General features: G+C 67.3%; 26 protein-coding genes and 1 riboswitch. Of the genes, 17 read left to right on the top strand and 9 right to left on the bottom strand.

Annotated elements, in window-relative coordinates; translation table 11 throughout:
• Window positions 1–42: 42 nt before the first annotated feature.
• Complete coding sequence (locus tag BLQ70_RS12965) at window positions 43–816, bottom strand: enoyl-CoA hydratase (protein ID WP_091857312.1); 774 nt, start codon at window positions 814–816, stop codon at window positions 43–45.
• A 411-nt stretch (window positions 817–1227) separates the two neighbouring features.
• On the opposite strand from BLQ70_RS12965, the gene BLQ70_RS12960 reads away from it, so the two are divergent.
• The 3 genes from BLQ70_RS12960 to BLQ70_RS12950 all read left to right on the top strand — a co-directional run bounded on the left by BLQ70_RS12960 (window position 1228) and on the right by BLQ70_RS12950 (window position 3626).
• A complete protein-coding gene (locus BLQ70_RS12960; protein WP_210184285.1) occupies window positions 1228–1665 on the top strand; it encodes a hypothetical protein in 438 nt (145 codons plus the stop codon).
• Entirely contained in the window at window positions 1662–2855 is a 1194-nt protein-coding gene (locus tag BLQ70_RS12955) for an HlyD family secretion protein (RefSeq protein WP_061971603.1), read from the top strand. Before BLQ70_RS12960 ends, BLQ70_RS12955 begins: the two co-directional genes overlap by 4 nt.
• A 177-nt stretch (window positions 2856–3032) precedes the next feature.
• On the top strand, window positions 3033–3626 hold the full coding sequence (locus tag BLQ70_RS12950; protein ID WP_091857311.1) for a class I SAM-dependent methyltransferase: 594 nt from the start codon (window positions 3033–3035) through the stop codon (window positions 3624–3626).
• An 89-nt stretch (window positions 3627–3715) separates the two neighbouring features.
• Here the strand turns inward: BLQ70_RS12950 and mutM are convergent, their stop codons facing one another.
• Window positions 3716–4612 (bottom strand): bifunctional DNA-formamidopyrimidine glycosylase/DNA-(apurinic or apyrimidinic site) lyase, encoded by an 897-nt coding sequence (gene mutM / locus BLQ70_RS12945; protein ID WP_091857310.1) that lies wholly within the window; start codon window positions 4610–4612, stop codon window positions 3716–3718.
• A 99-nt stretch (window positions 4613–4711) separates the two neighbouring features.
• On the opposite strand from mutM, the gene ubiE reads away from it, so the two are divergent.
• Together ubiE and ubiB are read left to right on the top strand one after the other, a co-directional pair.
• On the top strand, window positions 4712–5488 hold the full coding sequence (ubiE, locus tag BLQ70_RS12940; RefSeq protein ID WP_061971608.1) for a bifunctional demethylmenaquinone methyltransferase/2-methoxy-6-polyprenyl-1,4-benzoquinol methylase UbiE: 777 nt from the start codon (window positions 4712–4714) through the stop codon (window positions 5486–5488).
• Between the two features lie 16 nt (window positions 5489–5504).
• Window positions 5505–7061: a 2-polyprenylphenol 6-hydroxylase gene (ubiB, locus tag BLQ70_RS12935; protein WP_091857309.1), complete on the top strand. Its 1557-nt coding sequence runs from the start codon at window positions 5505–5507 to the stop codon at window positions 7059–7061.
• A gap of 7 nt (window positions 7062–7068) precedes the next feature.
• On the opposite strand, the gene BLQ70_RS12930 is transcribed toward ubiB, so the two are convergent.
• Window positions 7069–8523, bottom strand: a complete 1455-nt coding sequence (locus BLQ70_RS12930; RefSeq protein ID WP_091857308.1) for an AMP nucleosidase — start codon at window positions 8521–8523, stop codon at window positions 7069–7071.
• Window positions 8524–8678: 155 nt separating this feature from the next.
• Here BLQ70_RS12930 and BLQ70_RS12925 point away from each other — a divergent pair, with 155 nt between their 5' ends.
• Genes BLQ70_RS12925 through BLQ70_RS12910 form a run of 4 tightly spaced genes read left to right on the top strand, consistent with a single transcriptional unit; the run spans window position 8679 to window position 10603 of the window.
• Window positions 8679–9026: an ArsR/SmtB family transcription factor gene (locus BLQ70_RS12925; RefSeq protein ID WP_091857767.1), complete on the top strand. Its 348-nt coding sequence runs from the start codon at window positions 8679–8681 to the stop codon at window positions 9024–9026.
• 40 nt (window positions 9027–9066) lie between these two features.
• Window positions 9067–9612 carry an SRPBCC family protein gene (locus tag BLQ70_RS12920; protein ID WP_091857764.1) on the top strand — a complete coding sequence of 182 codons (546 nt, stop codon included), beginning with the start codon at window positions 9067–9069 and terminating at the stop codon, window positions 9610–9612.
• A gap of 41 nt (window positions 9613–9653) precedes the next feature.
• A complete protein-coding gene (locus tag BLQ70_RS12915; RefSeq protein WP_091857307.1) occupies window positions 9654–10136 on the top strand; it encodes a DUF1579 domain-containing protein in 483 nt (160 codons plus the stop codon).
• Window positions 10137–10168: 32 nt separating this feature from the next.
• The gene (locus tag BLQ70_RS12910) at window positions 10169–10603 is read left to right on the top strand and encodes a VOC family protein (protein ID WP_091857306.1); all 435 of its coding nucleotides are present in this window, start codon (window positions 10169–10171) and stop codon (window positions 10601–10603) included.
• A gap of 122 nt (window positions 10604–10725) precedes the next feature.
• Here the strand turns inward: BLQ70_RS12910 and BLQ70_RS12905 are convergent, their stop codons facing one another.
• The 5 genes from BLQ70_RS12905 to BLQ70_RS12885 form a co-directional block, all read right to left on the bottom strand.
• On the bottom strand, window positions 10726–11481 hold the full coding sequence (locus BLQ70_RS12905; protein ID WP_091857305.1) for an SDR family NAD(P)-dependent oxidoreductase: 756 nt from the start codon (window positions 11479–11481) through the stop codon (window positions 10726–10728).
• Window positions 11454–12491 carry a ketopantoate reductase family protein gene (locus tag BLQ70_RS12900; protein ID WP_091857304.1) on the bottom strand — a complete coding sequence of 346 codons (1038 nt, stop codon included), beginning with the start codon at window positions 12489–12491 and terminating at the stop codon, window positions 11454–11456. Before BLQ70_RS12900 ends, BLQ70_RS12905 begins: the two co-directional genes overlap by 28 nt.
• The gene (locus BLQ70_RS12895; protein WP_091857303.1) at window positions 12488–13435 is read right to left on the bottom strand and encodes an isoaspartyl peptidase/L-asparaginase family protein; all 948 of its coding nucleotides are present in this window, start codon (window positions 13433–13435) and stop codon (window positions 12488–12490) included. The genes BLQ70_RS12900 and BLQ70_RS12895 overlap by 4 nt, the downstream gene beginning before the upstream one ends.
• 76 nt (window positions 13436–13511) lie before the next feature.
• Window positions 13512–15104 (bottom strand): ABC transporter substrate-binding protein, encoded by a 1593-nt coding sequence (locus BLQ70_RS12890; RefSeq protein WP_091857302.1) that lies wholly within the window; start codon window positions 15102–15104, stop codon window positions 13512–13514.
• Window positions 15101–15667: a MarR family winged helix-turn-helix transcriptional regulator gene (locus BLQ70_RS12885; protein ID WP_091857301.1), complete on the bottom strand. Its 567-nt coding sequence runs from the start codon at window positions 15665–15667 to the stop codon at window positions 15101–15103. Before BLQ70_RS12885 ends, BLQ70_RS12890 begins: the two co-directional genes overlap by 4 nt.
• A 139-nt stretch (window positions 15668–15806) precedes the next feature.
• Here BLQ70_RS12885 and BLQ70_RS12880 point away from each other — a divergent pair, with 139 nt between their 5' ends.
• The 5 genes from BLQ70_RS12880 to BLQ70_RS12860 are packed head-to-tail and all read left to right on the top strand — an operon-like array spanning window position 15807 to window position 21003.
• A complete protein-coding gene (locus tag BLQ70_RS12880; RefSeq protein WP_091857300.1) occupies window positions 15807–16508 on the top strand; it encodes a creatininase family protein in 702 nt (233 codons plus the stop codon).
• A 22-nt stretch (window positions 16509–16530) separates the two neighbouring features.
• Complete coding sequence (locus BLQ70_RS12875) at window positions 16531–17505, top strand: ABC transporter permease (protein ID WP_061971626.1); 975 nt, start codon at window positions 16531–16533, stop codon at window positions 17503–17505.
• On the top strand, window positions 17502–18380 hold the full coding sequence (locus tag BLQ70_RS12870) for an ABC transporter permease (protein ID WP_091857299.1): 879 nt from the start codon (window positions 17502–17504) through the stop codon (window positions 18378–18380). Before BLQ70_RS12875 ends, BLQ70_RS12870 begins: the two co-directional genes overlap by 4 nt.
• Complete coding sequence (locus BLQ70_RS12865) at window positions 18377–20089, top strand: dipeptide ABC transporter ATP-binding protein (RefSeq protein ID WP_091857298.1); 1713 nt, start codon at window positions 18377–18379, stop codon at window positions 20087–20089. Before BLQ70_RS12870 ends, BLQ70_RS12865 begins: the two co-directional genes overlap by 4 nt.
• A gap of 11 nt (window positions 20090–20100) precedes the next feature.
• On the top strand, window positions 20101–21003 hold the full coding sequence (locus BLQ70_RS12860) for a polysaccharide deacetylase family protein (RefSeq protein WP_091857297.1): 903 nt from the start codon (window positions 20101–20103) through the stop codon (window positions 21001–21003).
• 591 nt (window positions 21004–21594) lie between these two features.
• On the opposite strand, the gene BLQ70_RS25975 is transcribed toward BLQ70_RS12860, so the two are convergent.
• Window positions 21595–22161 carry a hypothetical protein gene (locus tag BLQ70_RS25975; RefSeq protein WP_244512007.1) on the bottom strand — a complete coding sequence of 189 codons (567 nt, stop codon included), beginning with the start codon at window positions 22159–22161 and terminating at the stop codon, window positions 21595–21597.
• On the opposite strand from BLQ70_RS25975, the gene BLQ70_RS25970 reads away from it, so the two are divergent.
• From BLQ70_RS25970 to BLQ70_RS12850, 3 genes are all read left to right on the top strand, one after another.
• Window positions 22160–23242, top strand: a complete 1083-nt coding sequence (locus BLQ70_RS25970; protein ID WP_244512006.1) for an OmpA family protein — start codon at window positions 22160–22162, stop codon at window positions 23240–23242. The two genes, BLQ70_RS25975 and BLQ70_RS25970, sit on opposite strands and share 2 nt — an antisense overlap.
• Before the next feature lie 173 nt (window positions 23243–23415).
• Complete coding sequence (locus BLQ70_RS25345; RefSeq protein WP_139163539.1) at window positions 23416–23688, top strand: hypothetical protein; 273 nt, start codon at window positions 23416–23418, stop codon at window positions 23686–23688.
• A 48-nt stretch (window positions 23689–23736) separates the two neighbouring features.
• Window positions 23737–23934, top strand: coding sequence for a hypothetical protein (locus tag BLQ70_RS12850; RefSeq protein WP_091857295.1), 198 nt, complete (start codon window positions 23737–23739; stop codon window positions 23932–23934).
• Between the two features lie 70 nt (window positions 23935–24004).
• Window positions 24005–24109, top strand: a riboswitch (TPP riboswitch).
• Window positions 24110–24112 lie beyond the last annotated feature (3 nt).

Below are 24112 nucleotides of genomic sequence, written 5' to 3'. Positions count from 1 at the left end.
GCGCGACTCGACGCCGCCATGCGACAGGTGAGGACCGGCCGCTCAGGCGTTCTTGAAATCGGGCTTCCGCTTCTCGGCGAAGGCGGACATGCCCTCCTTCTGGTCGGCCGTCGCGAAAAGCGAGGAGAAGACGCGGCGCTCGAAGCGCAGGCCTTCCTGCAGTGTCACCTCGAAGGCGCGCTCGACCGATTCCTTCGCCATCAGCACGGAAGGCAGGGACTTGGCCGCAATCGCCTCGGCCGCCTTCAGCGTCTCGGTCATGAGGTCGGCCAGCGGCACGACGCGGGCGACGAGGCCGGAGCGCTCGGCCTCCTCGGCGCCCATCATGCGGCCTGTCAGGCACAGGTCCATCGCCTTGGCCTTGCCGACCGCCTTGGTCAGGCGCTGCGTGCCGCCGGCGCCGGGGATGACGCCGAGATTGATCTCGGGCTGGCCGAACTTGGCGTTGTCGGCGGCGATAATGAAGTCGCACATCATGGCGAGCTCGCAGCCGCCGCCGAGCGCGAAGCCCGCGACCGCGGCGACGATCGGCTTGCGGCGCCGGCCGATCCGGTCCCAGTCCTCGAACTTGTCGTCGAGATAGGTGCCGGGGAAGGTCCGGCTCTGCATTTCCTTGATGTCGGCGCCGGCGGCGAAGGCCTTCTCCGAGCCGGTGAGGACGACGCAGCCGATGCCGGCATCCTTCTCGAACCCGTCGAGCGCCTGGTTGATCTCGCCGATGAGCTGGCCGTTCAGCGCGTTCAGCGCCTGGGGGCGGTTGAGCGTGATCAGCCCGACCTTGCCCTTCGTCTCGACGAGAATGGTCTCATAAGCCATGGCGGCCTCCCGGATGCTCCTGTGCCGCCAGCTTTAGCGGGCGGCGGGAGAGCGGTCCATGCGCGTCGCACGCATCCGCGCATTCGCGCTGCCTCCCCGCCGCCTGTCGTCATGGTCGGGCTTGTCCAGGCCATCTCGTGATCGTTTGCCCTTTGTCAGGCATTCACATGGCGAAGCGCCGCGAGGCCCTTCATCCGTCCCGACTACGCCGAGAACCCTTCTCCCGCAGGGGGAGAAGGGTTCTCGGGATGAGGTGGAACGAGGATAAAGGTGGTATGAAGGGCGGGAATTAGTTTCCGGCCAATGTCGGCTGACGGCCCATTCCCGACATGTCCTAACGCGCTTACAATTCGCAGTTCGTATACGAACGCCTGATAGGCTGCCGCGTATTGCTTGCTAAGGGGTTGTTTTATGGCGACAGAAGCCAGTCTCGGGCACTCAAGCCCATCCTGGTTCACCGCTCCAGGCGAGACCGACATGTTGGCGTGGGTGGCTTTGGCACTCATCTGCCTCGCGCTGTACGGGATCGTGACACTCTATGCTGCGTTCGACCGTTGGGCCGAACACAGCTCGAAGGGCACCCCGCTTGCAAAGACCATCCCGACATTGTTGGCAATCGCCCTGCTCTACGAAGTCTTTCCGCTCGAACATTTCCACGTTTTCCTTCCGCTGAGCGCAATCCTTATCGCCCTGATGGCGGACTGGTCGCGCTTCCACGTTCCGCGAATTCACGAAGGTGAAGGCGCGGGCGAAGAGCACGCCGTCGTCTCGCCGGTGGCCGTCGGAGCGGGATCTCCGGAGGTTGCGGTCGTCGCCGCCCCTGCCCCGGCCGAAGGGGGACAGAAATGATTGAGCTCCTTCTGACCTCCTTTCCGGCGATTTTCCGCTACTACCAGTTGAAGCGTCGTGGCGAAGCCATGACCGTTTGGAACATGCGCACGGCGGTGTTCCTGTGGGCCTTCCTAGCATTCTTACTGTTCGTCACGATTTTCTATTTCCATCCGAAGTCCTATTCCGGCCTCCTGCCTTACCGCACCGTATCGATCGTCGCGCAGACGAGCGGCCCGGTCACGGAGGTCGCCGTCAGGAACATGCAGAGGGTCTCTGTCGGCGATCTGCTTTTCCGGATCGAGAACAACACCCAGAAGGCGGCGCTGAAGCAGGCGGAGGCCGAATTCGACAAGATCACGGCCGCCGCGGCCAAAGCCTCTGACACTCTGAAGGTCGCGGAGGCGAGCGTGGCCGTATCGAGCGCTTCGCTGGACAAGCTGAAAGGCGACCTCGAAAACGCGCAGGCTCTGGTCGCCAGGAACTCCGGCACAAGGGAAGCCGTGCGCCTGGCGGAGTCTTCCTTCGCGATCGGCGAGGCCAATCTGGCGTCGGCGCAGGCACAACAAAGCCTGGCCCAGGCCGAGATTTCCCAAACCATCCCGGCGCAGCGAAAAGCCGCCGAGGCCGCTCTGGAAAGCGCCAAGGTTGCGTTGGGGATGACCGAGGTGCGCTCGTTCACCGATGGTGTCGTGACCCAATTGGCCATGAGCACGGGAAGCCCCGCGTCCACGCTGATATTGAGCCCCGCGATGGTGATCATTCCCGACCGCCCGAACGATCTTCCGCTGAGAATCACGGCGGGCTTTCCCCAGGTCGCGCGTTCAGCCCTCTACGAAGGGATGCCAGCGGAAATTTCCTGCGACACCAATATCGGCCTGAGCTTCAGCAACACGGTCCTCCCTGCACGGGTCCGCCACATCCAGCCGGCGATAGCGACCGGCCAGATCGTGCCGGGAGGGCAACTGATCGATCTCAGCCAGCGAGTCACGCGCGGATCGCTTCTGGTCTATCTGGAGCTTGAGCATAAGGACCAAGAGAAGATCATGGTCGACGGTACCGGCTGTATCGTTCAGACCTACACCAACGATCTCGGCGGATTCACGGGGCACCTGATCGCGGCCACGGGCGTGGTCAAGGCTGTCGGCTTGCGCCTGAAGGTGTGGGGCGCACTGATCGCCGGAATCGGTCTTGCCGGAGGCGGCCATTAGCCAACGCCGCGTCGACGCCGGCGTTGGCTGGTGCATTGCCGGGCGGACGCCAATGGCGGCTGCCGACCCGTTGCAGGCATCGTAGCAGAGGCTACTCTGTGTGAGGCGACGTTTTGATCCGAGGCCGTTGTGGATTGGCAAACTTGGCACGGCAAATACGACACTCCCCACTCACGGATGGCCGAGCGACTGCGGACTGTTCAAGCGCAAATCGACCTTGCTCTCAACAGCTGCGATCCGGGTCCGATCCGCGTAATCAGCCTATGCGCAGGCCAAGGCCGGGATTTGCTCGAGGTCCTGCAGGGTCATCCGCGCCGGAATGACGTTCAGGCCCGCCTTGTCGAGCTGGACCGTCGAAATACGGAGTTTGCCGAGCGGCTCGCCTTCTCCAGCGGGCTTCATCAGATCGAGGTCATGACCGCTGACGCTTCGATCAGCGATCATTATCGCGGCATGACGCCAGCGCATCTCGTGCTGATCTGCGGCCTGTTCGGCAACATCCATGATGGTGATATCGAGCGCACGATCGACCGCTGTCCGCAACTGTGCGCAACCGGTGGACGCGTTATCTGGACCCGCCACCGCCGAAAGCCGGATCGGGTGCCCATGATCTGTCGACGGTTCGAAGGGCTAGACTTCGAACAACATTGGCTATCTGCCCCCGAGACAGAGTTGGCCGTCGGGGTCCACCAGTTTCGGGGAAAACCCTCCCCTCTCGTGCTGGGCGAACGCATGTTCACGTTTGTCGGTTACGACAAGTTGAAATCGTGAGCTCGGGGTGCCTCGGAGATGAGGTCCTCGGAGAAGGGGTAGGCGCTGCGATCGATTTCCGCTTCCGACCCTAAGCGGAGATCGGACCGCTAGCGAACGGCCCGCTTCTGGCAGCTCTCGCAATAAAACGTCGAGCGTCCCGACTGCACCAGCCGCTTCACCAGCTTCCCGCAGCCCGGCGTGACGCAAACCTCGCCCTCGCGATCATAGACCTTGAAGCGGTGCTGGAAATAGCCGAGCGAGCCGTCGGCATGGGCGAAGTCGCGCAGCGTCGAGCCGCCGGCCGCGACTGCCTCCTCCAGCACCTCGCGGATGATGCGGGCGAGCTCATGGGCCTTCTCGCGCGGTCGCCCCGTCGGAGTCGCGATCGTTCCCGCTTCCGCCTCCGGATGGAGGCCGGCCCGGAACAAGGCTTCGCAGACATAGATATTGCCTAAGCCCGCCACGAGCCGCTGGTCGAGCAGCGCGGCCTTCAGCGGCGCGAACTTGCCCGCGAAGAGTTTTGCCAGCGTCTCGCCGGATAGTTCGTTGCCGAGCGGCTCGATGCCCATCCCGGCGAAGTGTCTGCAGGTCTCGAGCTCGTTGCGCGGCAGAATGTCCATGAAGCCGAAGCGGCGTACGTCGTTATAAGTGACGCGCGCGCCCGTCCCCATCTCGAACACGACATGGTCATGGATCAGGTGCCGGCCGATCTCATTATAATAGGAGCCGGGCTCGGTCGGCGGCGTTCCGGGCGCCTCGACGATGAAGCGCCCGCTCATGCCCAGATGCATCACGAGCGCAGCGCCGTCGTCGAGATCGGCGATCAGATATTTCGCCCGCCGCGACAGGGCGTCGATCCGCCGCCCGGTCAGGCGCTCGGCGAAGCGCTCGGGCAGGGGGAAGCGCAGATCCGGCCGGCGCAACTCGACGCGTTGGAAGCGCTCGCCCAGCATGGCGGGCTCCAGCCCGCGCCGGACGGTTTCGACCTCGGGTAGCTCCGGCATATCAACGACCTTCGTAAAGCCTGCGTCGAGACGGGCCGCGACAAGCCCGCAACCTTTGGCTATTCATCGCTTCAGCCAAACACAAGAGCGGCCAGAAACGTGACAGCAGCCCAGAATACCGGACCCGGGGACACCACCCATTTCGGCTTCGAGACGGTGAAGCTCGCCGAGAAGCAGGCCAAGGTCGACGACGTCTTCCACAAGGTCGCCAACCGCTATGACCTGATGAACGATCTGATGTCGGGCGGGCTCCACCGGGCCTGGAAGAGCGCGCTGCTGACCGCGATCAATCCTGCGAAGGATCGCCCCTTCCATCATCTCGACGTGGCCGGCGGCACGGGCGATGTCGCCTTCTCGGTGCTGGAGGCCGGCGGCCCTGAGACCGATGTCACCGTGCTCGATATCAACGCCGACATGCTGCGCGTCGGGCGCGAGCGCGCCGACAAGCGCTTCCCGGACAATGATCGCATCCGCTTCGTCCAGGGCAATGCCGAAGAGCTCGGCCTGCCCGACAATCATTTCGACTGCTACACCATCGCCTTCGGCATCCGGAACGTGCCGCGCATCGACAAGGCGCTGGCCGAGGCCTATCGCGTGCTGAAGCGCGGCGGGCGCTTCCTCTGCCTCGAATTCAGCCATGTCGACGTGCCCCTGCTCGACAAGATCTACGAGACTTATTCCTTCAAGGTCATCCCGCCGATGGGCCGCATGGTCACCGGCGAGGCCGAGCCCTATCAGTATCTCGTCGAATCGATCCGCAAGTTCCCGAAGCCGCAGGCTTTCGCCAACATGATCGAGGATGCCGGCTTCCGCCGCGCGAAGTTCACGCCGATGACCGGCGGCGTCGTGGCGCTGCATTCCGGCTGGAAGCTGTGATGCTGGCTGCGGCGGCATGATCTCCTCCTTCTTCCACATGCTGCGCGGCGCGCGCGTCGGCTTCGTGCTGGCGCGCGAGGGTGCGCTGGCGCTGGTCGATCCCTCCGTACTGCCGCCGCTGGCGCGCGGGCTGATCCGCGTCGGCCGCCTGATCGAGCGTCGCGGCGCCGGCTCCTCCGCCACCCGCCTCGCGGCCGCGATGACCCGGCTCGGCCCGTCCTATGTGAAGTTCGGCCAGTTCCTGGCGACGCGGCCTGACGTCGTCGGCATGCGGATCGCGCAGGATCTCTCGGCCTTGCAGGACCGGATGCCGGCCTTCCCGATGGCGGAAGCCCGCGCCATCGTCGAAGCCGCGCATGGCGGAAAGCTCGAAGACCTCTTCGTCGAATTCAGCGAGCCGGTCGCCGCCGCCTCGATCGCTCAGGTTCATCGCGCCCGCCTGAAGGACGGCCGCGAGGTCGCGGTCAAGATTCTGCGTCCTGGTATCCGCGACCGCTTCAACCGTGATCTCGCCGCGATGCGTTTCGGCGCCGAAACGGCGGAAGCACGCTCGGCGGAGGCGCGGCGGCTGCGCTTCAGCGGCGTGGTCGAGACCCTGGCGCGCTCGGTCGCGATGGAGATGGACCTGCGGCTCGAAGCCGCCGCCCTCTCCGAATTCGCGGAGAATACCAAGGGCGACACCGATTTCCGCGTGCCGGAGCCGGACTGGCAGCTCACGGCGCGGGAGATGCTGGTCGACGAATGGATCGACGGCGTCCGCCTCTCCGATGTCGAGGGCTTGCGCGCCGCCGGCCACGATCTGCCGGAGCTCGCCCGCAACATCATCCAGTCCTTCCTGAAGCATGCGATCCGCGACGGCTTCTTCCATGCCGACATGCATCCCGGAAACCTCTTCGTCGATGCGGAGGGGCGCCTCGTCGCGGTCGATGGCGGCATCATGGGCCGGCTCGGCCTGAAGGAGCGGCGCTTCCTCGCGGAAATCCTGCTCGGCTTCATCACCCGCGACTACACACGCGTGGCGCAGGTGCATTTCGAGGCGGGCTATGTCCCGGCCCATCACGACGTCGCCGATTTCGCCCAGGCGATCCGCGCGGTCGGCGAGCCTATCCACGACAAGAGCGCCGACCAGATCTCGATGGCCAAGGTCCTGACCCTGCTCTTCGAGATCACCGGCATGTTCGACATGGCGACGCGCACCGAGCTCGTCATGCTGCAGAAGACCATGGTGGTGGTCGAGGGCGTGGCGCGCACGCTCGATCCCCATCTCGACATGTGGGGCACGGCCGATCCGGTGGTGCGGTCCTGGATCACCCATAATCTCGGTCCGCTCGGCCGTCTGGAAGAGGCCGGGCGCGGCGCCCGCTCCCTGCTCGGCTCGCTCGCGAGCCTGCCCGACACGGTCATCCGCGCCGAGCGCGTGCTTGGCCAGCTCGAGGATGCCTCGCGCCACGGCTTCTCGCTCGACGAGGGCAGCGTCGAGGCGATCGGCCGGGCCGAAGCCCGGCGCAACCGCTGGGGCAATCTCGCGCTCTGGGTGATTGCGGGGCTCTTGGCCTACGGTCTGTTCGGCTGAGCAGCGCTTACCGGAACGGCGGTTCGTCGAAGCTCCTGAGCTTGCGCGAATGGATCGTGGCGCCCGCTTCCTTGAGCTTCTCCAGCGCATCGAGCCCGATCCGCAGATGCTCGCCGACGGCGCGCTCGTAGAAGGCGTTGGCGGCGCCGGGCAGCTTGATCTCGCCGTGGAGCGGCTTGTCGGAGACGCAGAGCAAGGTGCCATAGGGCACGCGCAGCCGATACCCTTGGGCCGCGATCGTGCCGGATTCCATGTCGACCGCGATGGCGCGCGACAGGTTGATGCGCCGCCGCTCCTTGGTCCATTGCAATTCCCAGTTGCGGTCGTCCTGGGTCACGACGGTGCCGGTGCGCAGGCGCTGCTTCAGCCGGTCGCCCTTTTCGCCGGTGATGTCGGCCGCCGCCTGCTGGAGCGCGACCTGCACCTCCGCCAGCGCCGGGATCGGGATGTCCGGCGGCACGAGGTCGTCGAGGATGCGGTCCTGCCGGAGATAGGCATGGGCCAGCACATAATCGCCGATGATCTGGGTCTGGCGGAGCCCGCCGCAATGGCCGACCATCAGCCAGCAATTCGGCCTGAGTACCGCGAGATGGTCGGTGATGTTCTTCGCGTTGGAAGGGCCGACGCCGATATTGACCAGCGTTACGCCCTCGCCGCCCTTTCGGATCAGGTGATAGGCCGGCATCTGGAAGCGGTGCCAGGGCGCTGACATCACCCGCTCGGCGGCCGAGACGTCGATGCCGTCCCTGTCGATGCGGATGCCGCCCGGCGCGATCAGCGCCTCGGCCGTGCCGGCCTCGATCTCGGCGAGGCCGAGCCGGACGAACTGGTCGACATAGCGATGGTAGTTGGTCAGCAGCACCCAAGGCTGCACGGCCCGCCAGTCGGTGCCGGTGTAATGCACCAGCCGCCGCAGCGAATAGTCGACCCGGACCGCGTCGAACAGCGAGAGCGGGCGCGGCTCGCCCTCGATCAATTCATAGCTGCCGTCCGCAATCTCGTCCCCGACCAGCGCCAGCAGCGGCGTTGGGAAATGGCGTGCGAGCTCGGCTGCCGTGATCTTGCCGCGCCCCAGCTCGTCGCCGCCTTCGAGCGCGTAGGGGTAGGGGATTTCCTGCGTGCTGACGCCCGTCTCGATCGTCGCGCCATATTCGGCGACGAGCGGCTTCAACTGGTCGAGCAGATAGGTGCGGAACTCGGCCGGCTGCGTCACCGTGGTCGAATAGATGCCGGGCACCGCGAATTTGGCATAGCCGCGCCGCGTCGCCGCCGGCAGCTTCGAGGGCTCGTAGGTCACGCGCAGCATCGGATAACGATAGCGCTCCCGGTCATCGGGCGTCGGCGCCTCGCCGGTGTCGAAGAAACGTTGCAGGTCGCCGCGCAAGGCCGAGCGCGCCTCGTCATAGAGTCGTTCGAGCCGGTCCACGGCGGCTTCCGGTGTCGCTGCGGTCTCGAAGCTCATGAACCCTCCTCGTATTGCACTGGTTCTAGCCGTGGGGCGCCGCTCCTGACAACAACCGGCGGTGGCCCGCGCCAGCTTGCGGCCCGGCATGGTTGACAGGCAGGAGGAATGCGATTAGTAAACCGATCAGTTAATTAACTGATCGGTTTCATATGATGTCGACGGACCCGCTCAGCCTGACCTTCGCAGCCCTCGCCGATCCGACGCGCCGCGCCATCCTGGCCCGGCTGTCGCAAGGCGAGAGTTCTGTGAAGGAGCTGGCAGAGCCCTTCGCGATGAGCCTTCCCGCGGTTTCCAAGCACCTGAAGGTGCTGGAGCGTGCCGGGCTGATCACGCGGGGGAAGGAAGCCCAGTGGAGACCTTGCCGGCTCGATCCCGGCCCGCTGCAGGACGTCTCGCAATGGCTGGAGCATTACAGCCGTTTCTGGGACCAGAGCCTGGGGCGGCTGGACGAGATGCTCCGCGCGATCAAGGCGAGACCACCCGATAAATCAGGCGTTTGACGCCGAAGCCATTCCTTCAGCCCCATTTCAGGTGTTCGTCATGCTCAAGACCATTCTTCTCGGCCTGCTCGGCCTTCTCGCGACCGGCCTCGTCGTCGTGCTCATCCTGGCCGCCCGCAAGCCCGACACCTTCCAGGTCACCCGCTCCATCGCGATCAATGCCGCACCCGAGCGCATCTATCCGCTGATCGCCGATTTCCGGGCCTGGAGCGCCTGGTCGCCCTGGGAGAAGAAGGACCCGGCGATGAAGCGCACCTTCGGCGGCCCCGAGACCGGTGTCGGCGCGACCTATGCCTGGGCCGGCGACAAGAATGTCGGCGAGGGCAGCATGCGCATCACCGAGGCGCAGGCGCCGGGCAAGCTCGCGCTCAAGCTCGATTTCCTCAAGCCCTTCGAGGCGCATAACGATGTCGTCTTCGCGCTGACGCCACAGAGCCAGGGTACGAACGTGACCTGGATCATGACCGGCCCGACGCCGTTCATCGGCAAGATCATCCATGTCTTCATGGACATGGACCGCATGGTCGGCGGCGATTTCGAGGCCGGACTCAAGGCCATGAAGGCCGCGGCCGAGCGCCCCGCCTGATCCCGATCACCCAGAGAACGAAAAACCAGAGGAGAGAAACCATGATGGGCGAACCGCAGAAGGAACATGAGTGGCTCCACCAGCTGGTCGGTGACTGGACCGCCGAGATGAACTGCTCGATGGGGCCGGATCAGCCGCCATCCTCGTCGAAGGGCACCGAGAGCGTGCGCTCGCTCGGCGGGCTCTGGACGCTCGGCGAGGGGCAGGGTGAGGGGCCTGAGGGCAAGCCGGTCACCAGCCTGATGACGCTCGGCTTCGACCCGGCCAAGGGCCGCTTCGTCGGCAGCTTCGTCGCCTCGATGATGACGATGATGTGGACCTATGACGGCGCGCTCTCGGATGACGGCAAGTCGCTGGTCCTCGACACCGAGGGGCCGAGCATGGCCGGCGACGGCTCCATGGCGAAATATCAGGACGTCATCACCTTCCTGTCGCCTGACCACCGCACCCTGACCTCGCGTGCGCTTGGGCCCGACGGCCAGTGGGCCGAGTTCATGGCCGCCCAGTATTACCGCAAGCGCTGAACGCTTCCCGTAAGCACGCAGGAGGATACGCGATGAAACTCTCGACCTATCTGATGTTCGAAGGCAATTGCCGCGAGGCCTTCACCCATTACGAGAAGGTGCTGGGCGGCAAGATGCTCGCCATGATGGACCACAAGGGCACGCCGGCCGAGGAGCATGTCGCGCCCGATTGGCATGACAAGATCCTGCATGCCTGCCTGGAGATCGATGGCCAGATGCTGATGGCCTCCGACGCGCCGCCCAACAACAGCGACGGGCCGATGCGCTCGGTCATGGTCAGCGTCGGCGTCGCGACCCCGGATGAAGCCGATCGCATCTTCGCCGGCCTGTCCGAGGGCGGCGCCAAGATCACCATGCCGATGGCCGAGACCTTCTGGTCGCCGCGCTTCGGCATGCTGACCGACCGCTTCGGTACCAACTGGATGGTCGGTGCCGAGATGCCGGCCGATCAGGCGAATTGCGGGTGAGGCACGGGTGGCGTCATTCTCGGGCTTGACCCGAGAATCTGACCCAGAACAAGGCGCTGGAGCCTCCTTCGGGACGAGATGCTCGGGCCAAGCCCGAGCATGCCGGCGCGCTCCAGCCGTCGCTACGACCGCCCGCCATCCACGGAGAGCACCTGCCCGGAAATCCAGCCGGCCTGCTCGCTCAGGAAGAACAGCGTGGCGTTGGCGATATCCTGGGGCGTGCCGAGCCGGCGGGTATGGATGCTCTCGACCAGCTTTTTCTGCCCCTCAGGCCCGTAGCTCTGCCATTGCCGCTCGGTCGCGGGGTTGGAACGCACGAAGCCCGGCGCCACCGAATTCACCGTGATGCCATGCGGCCCGAACTCCCAGGCGAGCTGCTTCGTCAGGCCGACCAGCGCATGCTTGGCGCTGGCATAGGCCTGGATGCCGGTGAGGCTCGGCCTCAGTCCCGCGCCCGACGAGATCGTCACGATCCGCCCATAGCCGGCCTGCTTCATCGCGGGCGCCGCCGCCTGCGCCAGGAAGAAGGCGGCATCGACATTGGCGGCGAAGATCACGCGCCAGTCTTCCTCGGAAACCGCCTCGATCGCCCGGCCGACCTGTCCGCGCACGCCGCCGGCGGCATGGACGAGAAGGTCGAGCCCGCCATCGGCCGCCACGATCGCGCGCACCAGTGCCTGCGCCGCCTCGGGCGAGCCGAGATCGGCGGCATGGCCGGTCGCGCCGATCTCTTTCGCTGTGGCCTGCACCCCCGCCGCATCGATATCGGCGAGGTGGACCCGCGCCCCGGCCTCGGCCAGCGCGACGGCGATTGCGCGCCCGATGCCCTGGGCTGCGCCGGTGACGAGGGCTACGCGGTTGTCGAAGCGGATCTGCATCGGTCGATCAATACCTTGAGCGTCTCGAAGGCCATCGGGCGGCGGCCGTCCTCGATGTCGTGAATCAGCGAGACCAGCGTCTCGATCGCGGGCGTCGCGATGCCGACCTCGCGGCCGAGCGTGGCGATGACGCCGATCTGCGGATCGACTTCGGTCTTCCGCTTGCGCACGGCGAGATCGCGCCAGATGCCGGAATGGGTCTTGGCGCTCTGCGCGGTGTAATGCGTCAGCCAGTTGATCGTTTCGATCTGCGGCCCTTCCGGTCGGCCGGGCGCGAACACCATCGGGTCGAAATCGCCGAAGCCGAGCGAGGTCACGCCACGTCTGGCCGCGACCGCTCCGACCTCGCGCCCGAGCGCGAGCCAGACCGGCAGCCGTTCCGGGTCCGAAAAGTTCGCCGACATGGAATCGTCGGTCAGGGCGGTGGCGAACAGCATCGCGCCATAGGCGAGCTTGCCCCAGAGATAGCCGAAGATGTTGTCGGTCAGGATCGCGTCCGGCTCGAACAGCCTCATCAGCCGGTGCATCTCGACGGCGCGTTCACTGATCGAGCCGTCGAGCTCGCCGACGACCGTCGCACCGCGATTGCCGTAGAGGATCTCGCCCGGCCCGAGCCAGTCGGCGCCGAAATTGACGAAGCAGCCCATGGTGCGTTGTTCGCCGACCGCCTTGGCGATGGCGAGTTCGTTCAGGCCGTTCTGGGCGGAGAGCACGAAGCCGTCGTCAGTCAGATGCGGCTTCAACGCAGCGAGCGCAGCTTCCGTCGCGCCAGCCTTCACGGCCAGTACGATGCGGCTGTAGCGGCCGGTCAGTTCACCCGGCGTCGCGGCCGGCAGAACTTGCGTAAATTCCTCGACCGGCCCGGAAATGGCGAGCCCGCGCGTGCGGCAGGCCTCGACATGCTCCGGCACGATGTCGACAAGCAGAACCGGCACGCCGGCGCGCGCCCAATAGGCACCGAGCGTACCGCCGATGGCGCCTGCGCCCCAGATCAGGATGGGTTCGCTCACGCCTGCCCCGCCAATTCGACATGGTCGTGGGTCGCGACATGGACGAGTCCGTCCGCCGTCACCCAGCCCCGATACATGCCCTCGGTGTTGTAAGGCGCGACGACCGTGCCGTCGGCACCGACCGCGACCAGTCCGGCGCCGATCCTGTGCTCGGACAGTTCGGCCAGGACCGCGTCCGTCGCCGCTTCCAGCGAGAGGCCCTTATAGGCGATCAGCGACGCGATCTCGTGGCCGACGCAGTAGCGGATGAAATACTCGCCCTTGCCGGTGCCGGAGACGGCGCAGCGCCCGTCGCGGGCATAGGTGCCGGCGCCGATGATCGGGGAATCGCCGACGCGGCCGACCGGCTTGTTGGTGTAGCCGCCGGTCGAGGTCGCGGCGGCGAGATGGCCCTGCGCGTCGCAGGCGACGGCGCCGACCGTGCCATGCTTCTCGGCCTCGCTCGCCTCGGCGGCGGTGCCGACGATCTCGCGCAGCTTCATCGAGGCGAGGTTCTTGCGCCGGCGCTCGGTCGAGAAATGCTCGTTCGCGACGGTGTCGACGCCGTCATGCTCGGCGAAGTCGTCGGCGGCGGGGCCGGCGAGCATCAGCGGGTCGCCGCGCAGCATCAGTGCCTTGGCGGCGCTGATCGGGTTGCGGATGCGCTTGGCCCCGCAGATCGCGCCGGCGGCGAGCGTCGCCCCGTCCATGATCGAGGCGTCGAGCTCGTGCTCGCCCTCGCTGTTGAAGGCTGCGCCATGGCCGGCGTTGAAATGCGGGGAATCCTCCATCACCCGCACGGCCGCCTCGACGGCGTCGACCGCCGCGCCGCCCTTGCTCAGGATCGCCCAGCCGGCGCGGAGCGCACCAGCGAGGTCGGACCGGGCCTGGGCCCATTCGCCCTCCGTCATCTCGGCCTTCGGCAGCGTGCCGCAGCCGCCGTGGATGGCAAGCGCGAGGGTCATATCGGTATCCTGTCGGGTCTTGAAGGCGTGATCCGCCACGGCCGGACAAACGGCCGTGGCGTGGAAGGCGGCCGCGTTACTTCTTAACGGGCTTGATGTCCATCGCGAGGGTGTCCTCGTCGACGCGCGGCGAGATCGTCACCTTGTCCTTCTGCATCGCCCAGGCCGAGCCGATCGAGGTGACAGCGATGCGCGGCCGGTCCTTGGCGACGATCGCCGCGACGTCGGACAGCATCTTGTTGCGCTTCGCCTCGTCCATCTCGACCGAGGCGTCCTCGATCAGCTTGTCGACCTCGGCGTTCTTGTAGCCGAGCAGGTTGAAGGCGCCGAGCTTCTTGGCGGGCTCATTGGAGTGGACCAGCGAGGAGAGGGTGTAGTTGGCCTCGCCGGTCAGCGTGCCCCAGCCCGACATCGCCATCGAGTATTCGGAACGGGCGCGCGCCGGGAAGAAGACGGCCGCCGGCTGGGCGTTCGCCACCACCTCGATGCCGATGCGGGCGAGCATCTGGGCGATCGAGGTGCCGACCTGCCGGTCGCCGGGCAGGCGGTCGCTGGTGAAGGAGAAGGTGACCTTGAACCCGTCGGGATATCCCGCATCCGTCATCAGCTTCTTCGCCTTGACGGTATCCGCCTTGATCGCGGGCAGCTCCTTGTTGAAGCCGGCGATCGTGGGGGTGACCAGCTGGTTCGCGGCGGCGCCGAGCCCTTCCATGGCGATTTCGGCAAGCGCCGGCCGGTTGATGGCGATATCGATCGCCTCGCGCACCCGGACGTCCTGCAGCGGGTTCTTCGGCAGGGCGGAGCCGTCCTTGGCGGTGATCTGCGGGGGCTTGTCGCGCAGGTCGAGCTCCATGTTGAAGAGGTAGACGGTCTCGACAGTCGCGACGGAAAGCTTCGGGTCGCGCTTCAGCGTCGGCACGTCCGAGGCCGGCGCGCGCACGATGATGTCGACCTGTCCCGCCTTGAGCTGCGCGACGCGGGCGGCATCGTTGGGCAGCTCCTTGCGGACAACCTTGGCCCAGGGCTCCTTCTCGCCCCAGAAGCCGTCGAACCGCTCGAGCAGGAGCTGGTCCTTCGGCGTCCAGGAGACGAATTTGTAGGGTCCGGTGCCGATCGCGGCCTTGCCGGAATTGAAGGCCTCGTTGGCATTGTCCTTGGTCAGGCCGGCCGCCGCCTTGTGCGAGACGATGAAGAGCCGGATGAAGTCGTTCGGCAGGTTCGGCGCCGGGCCGTCGGTAACGACCCTGACGGTCAGCGGATCGACGATCTTCACCTCCTTGACGCGGCGGACATAGATCGTCGTCGGGTTCGGGCCGGCGACGACCGGGATGCGCTCGATCGAGAACTTGACGTCCTCTGCAGTGAAGTCCGAGCCGTCATGGAACTTGACGCCGGGGCGCAGCTTGAACTCCCAGACATCGGGCGAGACCGCCTTCCAGCTGGTCGCCAGCCGCGGCTCGAGCTGCAGCTTGTCGCCGGACCAGATCAGCGTGTCGAAGACCTGCTTCAGCGCTTCGGCATGGGTGCCGGTCGCGGTGTAATGCGGGTCGATCGATTCCGGCCCGGCGCGGACGCCGATGGTCAGGGTCTGGGCGAGCGCGCCGGTCGAGACGGCGGCGCCGAGCAGGGCGGCGAGGGCGGCGAGGCGGAAGCTTTGCGCGAGTTTCATGAGAGATCCCCTGTTGTTTTGTGTGGTTCTGGCTGGAGTTCCTGAGGCCAGTTAGGCGAGGCGATGACGAGCTTGTCCATCAGCACGCAGAGCTGCCGCTGCTCGTCTCCGCTGAGGCCGGCGAGCATCGTCGCCTGGTGCTGGATCATCGGCCCCATGGTCTCGTCGAAGATGTTGCGGCCGGCCGGCGTGAGATGGAGCACGTAACTGCGCAGGTCGGCCGGATCGGTCTCGCGCTTGAGCAGGCGCCGTTGCAGCAGCTTCTGCACGGCGCGCGAGAGCGTGTTCTTCGGCAGACCGGAGGAGGCGACGATGTTCTTGGCGGCGACGCCCTCCTTGAGCCCGACCGCATAGAGCGCGACGAATTCGGGGCGCACGAGCCCGTAGCGGGTTTCGATCCAGCGATAGACCGGGTCGTTGAAGCGGAACGCAATGAAGTTCAGCCGGAACGAGAGCCAGCAGGGATTGTCCCAGAGCTTGGTTACGGTCAGCGGGTCGAGATCGGCCAGCGCGGCTTCGCGCTCCGGGTCGACGCGGGAAGGAGAGGTCGGCGCGCGCCGCATCAGGAAATCTCTCGGCGGATTTAGTTCCAAATGGAACTTGACGCTCCCGGACGCCGGAGTCAAGGATGGCTGTGGCGGGCAGCCCGTGCCGCCTGCCGGGATTGTCTACCGCTTGTCAGAGCGAAGCAAGGATCGCGCCGTGCGTGTCGCCGATTTGAACTGGATGCAGATCGAGGCCCAGGCCAAGCGGGACGACCGCTGCGTGCTGCCGCTCGGCAGCGTCGAGCAGCACGCCTATTTGAGCCTCGCGACCGATGTGATCCTGTCCGAGCGCGTGGCGCAGGAGGCGGCCGAACCGCTGGGCATTCCGGTCTTTCCGGTGCTCGCCTATGGCCTGACGCCGGGCTTCCTGAATTTCCCCGGCAGCATCTCGCTGCGCCTGAGCACCTATGCGGCGCTGCTGGGCGACATCTTCGACGGCTTCTACCGCTCCGGCTTCCGCCGCATCGTCCTCGTCAACGGTCATGGCGGCAATTCGCCGGCCCTGAACTTCGCGACCGAATGGCTGGACAAGCACCCCGATGCGAGCGTCCGCCTGCATAACTGGTGGGCGGCGCCGCAATTCCAGGCGGCGGTGAAGGCCGTCGACCCGGCCGCCTCGCACGCCTCCTGGATGGAGAATTTCCCCTGGACGCGGCTCGCCGGCGTTGCCATGCCCGAGACGTCGAAGCCGCCCTTCAATGCGGCCGAATATCAGGCGGCGAGCCCGGCGAAGCGTCGCGAGATCCTCGGCGACGGCAATTTCCACGGCCTCTACCAGCGGCCGGACGAGGAGATGCTTGGGCTTTGGAAGGTCGGCGTCGAGGAGACGCGGGCCGTGATGGTCGAGAACTGGCCGTGATGCCGCGCCGAAAGCTTCGCTGATGCTAGGCCACGTCGCCAGCCGGCTCGCGCAGGCGCTCGTCGTCATGCTCGTCATGTCGGTGCTGGTCTTCGTCGGCGTCTACGCCATCGGCAACCCGATCGACGTGCTGATCGGCCCCGATGTCAGCCAGGAATTGCGCCTCCAGACCATCGCCCATTACGGGCTCGACCGGCCGCTCTGGGAGCAGTACCTGACCTTCCTTGGCCGCGTGCTGCATGGCGATTTCGGCCGCTCCTTCGTCTTCGGCATGCCGGTGATGGACCTGATCCTGTCGCGGCTGCCGGCGACGCTGGAATTGACGCTGGCCGCGGTCTGCGGCGCGGCGCTGATCGGCATTCCCGCTGGAATCTATGCCGGCTACAGGCCGGACAGTTTCGCCTCCAAGCTGATCATGACGGTCTCGATCCTCGGCTTCTCCGTGCCCACCTTCTGGATCGGCCTCGTGCTGATCATGGCCTTCGCCGTCGAACTGCAATGGCTTCCGGCGGGCGGGCGCGGCGAGACGGTCTCGCTCTTCGGCGTCGAGTGGAGCTTCCTCACTCTGAACGGCTTGAGCCATCTGCTGCTGCCGGCGCTGAATCTGGCTTTCTTCAAGCTCGCTTTGATGACGCGGCTCGCGCGTGCCGGCACGCGCGAGACCATGCTCTCCGACACCGTGAAATTCGCCCGCGCCGCAGGCCTCTCCGAATGGACCGTGCTGCGTCGCCATGTGCTGCGCCTGATCGCGATCCCGCTCGTCACCGTCTTCGGCCTCGAATTCGGCTCGACGCTGGCCTTCGCCGTGGTTACCGAGACCATCTTTTCCTGGCCTGGCATCGGCAAGCTGATCATCGACTCCATCCAGTCGCTCGACCGGCCGGTGATGGTCGCCTACCTGATGCTCGTCGCCTTCGTCTTCATCACCATCAACTTCCTCGTCGATCTCGCCTATGTCGGGCTCGATCCGCGGTTGCGGAAGGGAGGCGCGCGATGAAGGACGCGTCCCCCGCCGCCCGCTTCTGGGCCGAGTTCCGCGAGAGCCGGACCGCTGTCATCGCGCTCGCCGTCGTCGTCCTGATGATCGGCATCGCCTTGCTGGCGCCGCTGGTCGCGCCGCAGGACCCTTACGACCTCGCCAATCTCTCGCTCTCCGATGCACGCCGCCCGCCCGGTTTCGTCGGCGAAGGCGGCTACACCCATTGGCTCGGCACCGATGCGCAGGGGCGCGACCTGCTCTCGGCCATCCTCTACGGCCTGCGCATCTCCCTGCAGATGGGGCTTGTCGCCGGCGCCTTCGCCTTCGTGCTCGGTGTCTCGCTCGGTATCGGCGCAGCCTATGCCGGTGGGCGCCGCGAGGCCTTCATCATGCGCGTCATCGACCTGCAGCTCGCCTTCCCGGCGATCCTGCTGGCGCTTGTGCTCTCAGCCTCGCTCGGTCAGGGCAAGATGCAGCTCATCGTCGCGCTCGCCGCTGCGCAATACGCCTATTTCGCCCGCACCGCTCATGGCGCGGCCTCGGCCGAGCGCGGCAAGGACTATGTCGAGGCGGTGCTCTCGACGCCGCTGCCGGGTTGGCGCGTGGTGCTGCGCCACATCTTCCCGAACTGCCTGCCGCCTTTGATCGTGGTCGCGACCGTGCAGGTGGCCAATGCCATTGCGCTCGAGGCGACGCTCTCCTTCCTCGGCGTCGGCCTACCGGTGACCGAGCCCTCGCTCGGCATGCTGATCGCGAACGGCTTCCAGTACATGCTCTCGGGCCGGTACTGGATCTCGATCTATCCCGGCATCGCGCTGATCGTGCTGATCGTCGCGATCAACCTCGTCGGCGACCGTATCCGCGACCAGGTCAATCCGAGGCTGAAGCGATGAGCGACGCGCCTCTCCTCGAAGTGACTGACCTCACAACCCATTTCCATACCCGCGCCGGTGTGGTGAAGGCGGTCGACGGCGTCTCCTTCGCCCTGAAGCGCGGCGAGGTGATGGGGCTCGTCGGCGAGTCCGGCTCGGGCAAGAGCATCACCGGCTTCTCGATCATCGGCCTGATCGACCAGCCGGGCCGCGTCGAGGCAGGCTCCTCGGTGAAGCTGGAGGGGCGCGAGCTCGTTGGGCTGGCGCCGTCGGATCTGCGAAAAATCCGCGGCAAGCAGATCTCGATGGTCTTCCAGGACCCGATGATGACGCTGAACACGATGCTGACCATCGGTACGCAGATCAGGCTCGCCCTGGAGGCGCATGAGACGGTGTCGGGCGCCGAGGCGCGCCGCCGCGCCGTTGCCGCGCTGGCGCAGGTCCGCATTCCCGACGCGGAAGCCAAGGTCGATTTCTACCCGCACCAGTTTTCCGGCGGCATGCGCCAGCGCGTCGCCATCGCGATCGCCCTGCTGCACCGGCCGAAGCTGATCATCTGCGACGAGCCGACCACGGCGCTCGACGTCTCCGTGCAGGCCGAGATTCTTGCCGAGATGAAGGAGCTGGTCGCCGAGCTCGGCACGGCGCTGATCTGGATCAGCCATGACCTCGCCGTCGTCGCTTCGCTCGCCGACCATGTCTGCGTCATGCGCCACGGCAGGATCGTCGAGGCCGGGCCGACGCTCGCGGTGCTGACCCATCCGCAGCATCCCTATACGCAGTCCCTGCTCGACGCCCTGCCCTCGCGTTCCGAGCCCGGCAAGCTCTTGGCCGGCGGCGTCGGCTCCGACATCGCGCCGCCGCCGCGCCTCGCCAGGCAGGTGCCGCCTGCCGTCGCCGACGCCGTGCACTATGTCCGCATCGAGCATGTCGCCAAGCGCTTCACCCAGACGCCCGGCCTGTTCCGCAAGCTGGCCCAGAAGGCCGGCCTGTCCAAGGCGCCGACCGTGGTGCAGGCGGTCGACGATGTCACGCTGGTGCTGAAGCGCGGCGAGGCGCTCGGCCTCGTCGGCGAATCCGGCTCCGGCAAATCGACGCTCGGGCGCGTCGCCGCCGGCATCTATGCGCCGGATCACGGCTCGGTCCGCATCGACGGCTCAGCCGTGATGAGCGCGGGCGACAACCCGCATAAGGTCACGACCCGCGTCCAGACCATCTTCCAGGACCCTTTCGCCTCGCTCAACCCGCGCATGACCGTGGGCGACAGCATCGCCGAGGGGCCGCTGGCGCACGGGCTCGTCGAGCGCGCACAGGCGAAGACCTATGTCCGGCAATGGCTGGCGGCGGTCGGGCTCGATCCCGATTTCGCGACCCGCTATCCGCATCAGTTCTCCGGCGGCCAGCGCCAGCGCGTCGCCATTGCCCGCGCCCTCGCGATGCAGCCCGATGTCGTGGTCTGCGACGAGCCGGTCGCCTCGCTCGACGTCTCGATCCAGGCGCAGATCATCAACCTGCTGATCCGCCTGCGGCAGGAACTCGACCTGACGCTGATCTTCATTTCGCATGACCTCTCGGTCGTCCGCCATCTCTGCGACCGCGTCGCGATCATGTATCGCGGCCGGATCGTCGAGAGCGGCCCGGCCGGCGCGGTCTACGACCATCCGCAGCACGACTACACCAAGCGCCTGCTTGCCGCGGTGCCGGTGCTGCCGGGCACTGCTACGACCTGAGGAGAGCTGCCATGACCGACGCCAACGAACTCCTGCCCTGGCAATGGCCGGAAGAGATCTGGCGCGGCAAGGTCGAGCAGGTCCGCGCCGGCCGCAACCTGAAGCCGGCCAGGTGGAAGAACGGCGCCCGCTGCGCCGTCGCCCTCTCCTTCGACGTCGATCACGAGACCAACGAACTGCGCGACGGCGGTAAGTCGGTCGGGCGGCTCTCCTGGGGCCAGTACGGCAACCGCGTCGGCGTGCCGCGCATCCTCGATTTGCTGAAGCGGCACGATATCCCGGCGAGCTTCTTCGTGCCGGCCGTCACCGCCCTGCTCTATCCCGAAGAGCAGCGCCGCATCGTCGGCGCCGGCCACGAGATCGGCCTCCACGGCTGGATTCACGAGGTCAACACGGCGGTGCCGGCCGCGAACGAGCGCGAACTGCATCTGCGCTCGGCCGATACGCTGGAGACGATCACCGGCATCCGCCCGGTCGGCATGCGCACCCCGTCCTGGGACTTTTCCGAGGTGACGCTCGCCATCGAGCGCGAGCTCGGCCTGCTCTACGACAGCTCGCTCTTCGCCGATGACGATCCCTACGAGATCGTCGAGAAGGGTGAGGCGACCGGCATCGTCGAACTGCCGGTCGAGTGGATCCGCGACGACGCACCCTATCTCAGCATGAACCGCTTCCAGGCGCTCCGGCCCTATACGTCGCCGGAAGCGGTCTTCGACATATTCCGCCGCGAGTTCGAGGGGGCCTATGCGGATGGCGGCCTCTTCCTGCTGACCATGCATCCGCATGTCATCACCTATCGCTCGCGCTTCTGGATCCTCGAGGAGCTGGTCCGGCTGGCCAAGGCGAAGGGCGATTGCTGGTTCGCGACCCATGCCGAGATCGCGGCCTATGTGAAGGCTGAGGCCGGCATCTAAATCGGCAGGGCGGCGGAACCGCTGCCCGATTCCTGCCGTTTTCGCTTCATCGGGGGTTCAGGCCGGAGGCGGCCTGATACCTGCACGTTGAAACGAACGACGGGAAAAGAAAATGCGCACGAAACGCTGGTTGCTGGTCGGGACCGTCCTGCCGGCCCTCGTCCTTTCGCAAGCCGGGCAGGCCTTCGCCGAGGCCGGATACCGGGTCGCACAGGCCCCCGGTCCCGGAGACAAGGATGATCCGCGCGGGCCGCGGCGCCCGCAGCAGCCAGGCGCACAGCCCGGTCAGCGTGGCCCGGAACGCCCTGCTGCCCCGAGCGCCCCCGCCCAGCCGCATGCGCCGCGCCCGCCGCAGATGCAGCCCGCTCCGGCGGCACCCCGGCCGCAGCCTCCCGCCATGCCCGCGCCGCGCGCCGAGCCCCCGGCCGCGCGTCCGCAGCCCGAGCGCCCGGCGATGCCGCGTGAGGTGCCTGCTGCGCCTCGCCCCGCGCCGAATGCCGCGCCATCTCCCCGGGAGGCCCCGGCCGCCCGCCCGACACCACCGCGTCCGCCGGCCGGGCCGACGGTGCCCTCGGCGCCGCGTACCGCGCCTCAGCCGCCCGCGCCGCCGGCCGGCGCATCGCCATCAACCGTTCCGCGTGGCGGCCCGGCTGTTCCGCCTTCGGCTGCGCCGACCCAGCCCCGCCCGCCGGGAACGCCGCCTGCGACGGCGCCGGCCGCTCCGTCCCAGCCCGGTGCCGGCGCACCGCCCTCTGCGGTTCCGCGTGGTGGCCCGGCTGTTCCGCCCTCGGCTGCGCCGACCCAGCCCCGCCCGCCGGGAACGCCGCCTGCGACGGCGCCGGCCGCTCCGTCCCAGCCCGGTGCCGGCGCGCCGCCCTCTGCGGTTCCGCGTGGCGGCCCGGCCGTTCCGCCTTCGGCTGCGCCGGACCGGCAGCGCCCGCCGGCCGCAGCGCCGCAGCCCGGTGCTCCCGTCCAGCCGGATGCGACCGTTCCGACGCCGCCTGCAGGGACGGCTCCGACGCGGCCGTCGCGCCCGGCTCCGGGAACGCCTCCGGCCGGGACGCCGGGCGCTCCGGCTCCTGCACAGCCGGGCGCCGCAGTCCCGACGCCGCCCGCCGGTGCCGCGCCGGTCCAGCCGGGACGCACGGCTCCCGGCATGCCTTCCGGTGGAGCGCCAGGTACGGCTGCTCCCGCGCAGCCGGGCGCCGCTCCGGGCCAGCCGCCAGCCGGACCTCCCGGCCAGCCGCCCCAGCGTGAGGGCCGCCGCGGCGGCATCTCGCCGGGCGTGGCCGGTGCGATCGGCCTCGGCGCCGGCGTCATCGGTGGCATCATGGCGACGCAGGGCGCCGAGCGCTTCGACGACATCCGCCGCGAGCGGCGGGAGCAGCGCGAGGGCGACCTCACCATCATCCGCGAGCCCGGCCGCACCATCATCCGCGACGATGACGGCCGCGCCATCATCCGCCGCGACGAGGACCAGCGCTTCCGCGATCTCGGCTGGCAGGGCCGCTCCGAACGCCGTGGCGACGAGAACCGCACGATCTTCGAGCGCCCCGACGGCACACGGATCGTCACCGTCACGGACGAGCAGGGCCGGCTGATCCGCCGCACCCGCATCGACCGGGACAACCGCGAGGTGATCATCATCGACAACACGCTGCGCGACCGTCCGGGGCGCTTTGCCGACGATGTCGTCGTGCTGCCGCCGCCGCCGCTGCCGATCCCGCGCGAGCGCTATATCGTCGATGCGGACCAGGCCGACGAGGACCTGATCTACGAGACGATCACCGCCCCGCCGATCGCCGCGATTCCGCGCCGATACACGCTGGACGAGGTCCGCTACTCGCCGGATCTGCGCGCCCGCATGCGCAGTGTCGATATCGATACGATCAATTTCGATACCGGCTCCTGGCAGGTGGGGCAGGATCAGGCGCGCCGCCTTTCGGTGATCGCGGATTCGGTGAAGCGCGCCCTGCAGCGCTCGCCCAACGAGGTCTTCCTCGTCGAGGGCCACACCGACGCGGTCGGCGCCGATGTCGACAATCTCTCGCTCTCCGATCGCCGGGCGGAGTCGGTCGCGGAGATCCTGACGCGCGACTTCCAGATCCCGCCGGAGAACCTGACGACCCAAGGCTATGGCGAGCAGTACCTGAAGGTGAACACGCAGGAGGCTTCCCGCGAGAACCGGCGCGTCACGCTCCGGCGCATCACGCCGCTGCTCAACGGCCAGAACCAGTGACACCCGGGCGGGGCGGCTTTCCAGGCAGCCCCGCTCTTCCGCAGGCGCAGGGAACACCCGTTCCCTGCGCCTGTTTCATTTGCGGAGGACAGAGCATTTTCGAGCGAGGTGGGCACCGGTTCGCGTGAAGAAAATGCGACAAGCAATGGTCCAGGCCGAAGGGAGATGCCGCCATGAGAAAGTTCGTTCCGGTTCTGGCTGGATTACTGGCCGCCAGCCTGCCTGGTGCAGTGCCGGTGCAGGCGCAGACGGTATCGCCTCCGGCCAGGCCGCAGGCTCCCGGCGTGCCGCCGGCGCCGCGATCGGGGGAGGCGGCTCGTCCGACGACGCCCAACACTGTGGCGCCCCGCGACGAAAAGCGCGGTACCGGCGAGGACAAGGCGCAGGTTCGGCCCGAGCGCGATCCGCCGATGCCCAAGCCGGTGCCCTCGATCATCGCACCTTGAGCGACCGGGTTGAGGATTTGGTAGGGTTGCCCGGCTAGGGTGCCCGCCATGAGCGACACCGTTTCCCTTGCCCAGAGCATCGTCACGATGCAGGCCGCCTCGACCCAGCAGGCGCTGTCCGTCGAGATGCTCAGGCAGAATGCGCAGGCCGATCAGGCTCTGGTCGCCATGCTCCAGCAGAGCGCCGAGCAGACGCAAGCCGCGCTGCCGGCCGGGCAGGGCACGCTGGTCGACCTGACTGTCTGAGCCCTCCGTCCTATCCGACCAGACCTTTGCACAGCCCGTTGCCAAGCGGCGGCGCTGCGCCTAACCTCGTCCGCGTTCCGAGGGGTGCCCGCAAGGGCTGAGACGGCTTTCGAAGCTGAACCCATCGAACCTGATCCGGGTCATACCGGCGGAGGGACTGGAACGCGGTGCAGCCTTG

Source organism: Allobosea robiniae, from assembly GCF_900102525.1.
In the GTDB taxonomy this organism is placed as follows: domain Bacteria; phylum Pseudomonadota; class Alphaproteobacteria; order Rhizobiales; family Beijerinckiaceae; genus Allobosea; species Allobosea robiniae.
Note: the sequence above shows the minus strand (reverse complement) of the source record. Positions and strands in the feature narration are given on the sequence as shown.

Coding starts and splice junctions, on each gene's coding strand:
- BLQ70_RS12965 (WP_091857312.1), bottom strand. CDS start 816: ATGGCTTATGAGACCATTCTCGTCGAGACGAAGGGCAAGGTCGGGCTG.
- BLQ70_RS12960 (WP_210184285.1), top strand. CDS start 1,228: ATGGCGACAGAAGCCAGTCTCGGGCACTCAAGCCCATCCTGGTTCACC.
- BLQ70_RS12955 (WP_061971603.1), top strand. CDS start 1,662: ATGATTGAGCTCCTTCTGACCTCCTTTCCGGCGATTTTCCGCTACTAC.
- BLQ70_RS12950 (WP_091857311.1), top strand. CDS start 3,033: ATGGCCGAGCGACTGCGGACTGTTCAAGCGCAAATCGACCTTGCTCTC.
- mutM (WP_091857310.1), bottom strand. CDS start 4,612: ATGCCGGAGCTACCCGAGGTCGAAACCGTCCGGCGCGGGCTGGAGCCC.
- ubiB (WP_091857309.1), top strand. CDS start 5,505: ATGATCTCCTCCTTCTTCCACATGCTGCGCGGCGCGCGCGTCGGCTTC.
- BLQ70_RS12930 (WP_091857308.1), bottom strand. CDS start 8,523: ATGAGCTTCGAGACCGCAGCGACACCGGAAGCCGCCGTGGACCGGCTC.
- BLQ70_RS12925 (WP_091857767.1), top strand. CDS start 8,679: ATGTCGACGGACCCGCTCAGCCTGACCTTCGCAGCCCTCGCCGATCCG.
- BLQ70_RS12920 (WP_091857764.1), top strand. CDS start 9,067: ATGCTCAAGACCATTCTTCTCGGCCTGCTCGGCCTTCTCGCGACCGGC.
- BLQ70_RS12915 (WP_091857307.1), top strand. CDS start 9,654: ATGATGGGCGAACCGCAGAAGGAACATGAGTGGCTCCACCAGCTGGTC.
- BLQ70_RS12910 (WP_091857306.1), top strand. CDS start 10,169: ATGAAACTCTCGACCTATCTGATGTTCGAAGGCAATTGCCGCGAGGCC.
- BLQ70_RS12905 (WP_091857305.1), bottom strand. CDS start 11,481: ATGCAGATCCGCTTCGACAACCGCGTAGCCCTCGTCACCGGCGCAGCC.
- BLQ70_RS12895 (WP_091857303.1), bottom strand. CDS start 13,435: ATGACCCTCGCGCTTGCCATCCACGGCGGCTGCGGCACGCTGCCGAAG.
- BLQ70_RS12890 (WP_091857302.1), bottom strand. CDS start 15,104: ATGAAACTCGCGCAAAGCTTCCGCCTCGCCGCCCTCGCCGCCCTGCTC.
- BLQ70_RS12885 (WP_091857301.1), bottom strand. CDS start 15,667: ATGCGGCGCGCGCCGACCTCTCCTTCCCGCGTCGACCCGGAGCGCGAA.
- BLQ70_RS12875 (WP_061971626.1), top strand. CDS start 16,531: ATGCTAGGCCACGTCGCCAGCCGGCTCGCGCAGGCGCTCGTCGTCATG.
- BLQ70_RS12870 (WP_091857299.1), top strand. CDS start 17,502: ATGAAGGACGCGTCCCCCGCCGCCCGCTTCTGGGCCGAGTTCCGCGAG.
- BLQ70_RS12865 (WP_091857298.1), top strand. CDS start 18,377: ATGAGCGACGCGCCTCTCCTCGAAGTGACTGACCTCACAACCCATTTC.
- BLQ70_RS12860 (WP_091857297.1), top strand. CDS start 20,101: ATGACCGACGCCAACGAACTCCTGCCCTGGCAATGGCCGGAAGAGATC.
- BLQ70_RS25970 (WP_244512006.1), top strand. CDS start 22,160: ATGCCTTCCGGTGGAGCGCCAGGTACGGCTGCTCCCGCGCAGCCGGGC.
- BLQ70_RS25975 (WP_244512007.1), bottom strand. CDS start 22,161: ATGCCGGGAGCCGTGCGTCCCGGCTGGACCGGCGCGGCACCGGCGGGC.
- BLQ70_RS25345 (WP_139163539.1), top strand. CDS start 23,416: ATGAGAAAGTTCGTTCCGGTTCTGGCTGGATTACTGGCCGCCAGCCTG.
- BLQ70_RS12850 (WP_091857295.1), top strand. CDS start 23,737: ATGAGCGACACCGTTTCCCTTGCCCAGAGCATCGTCACGATGCAGGCC.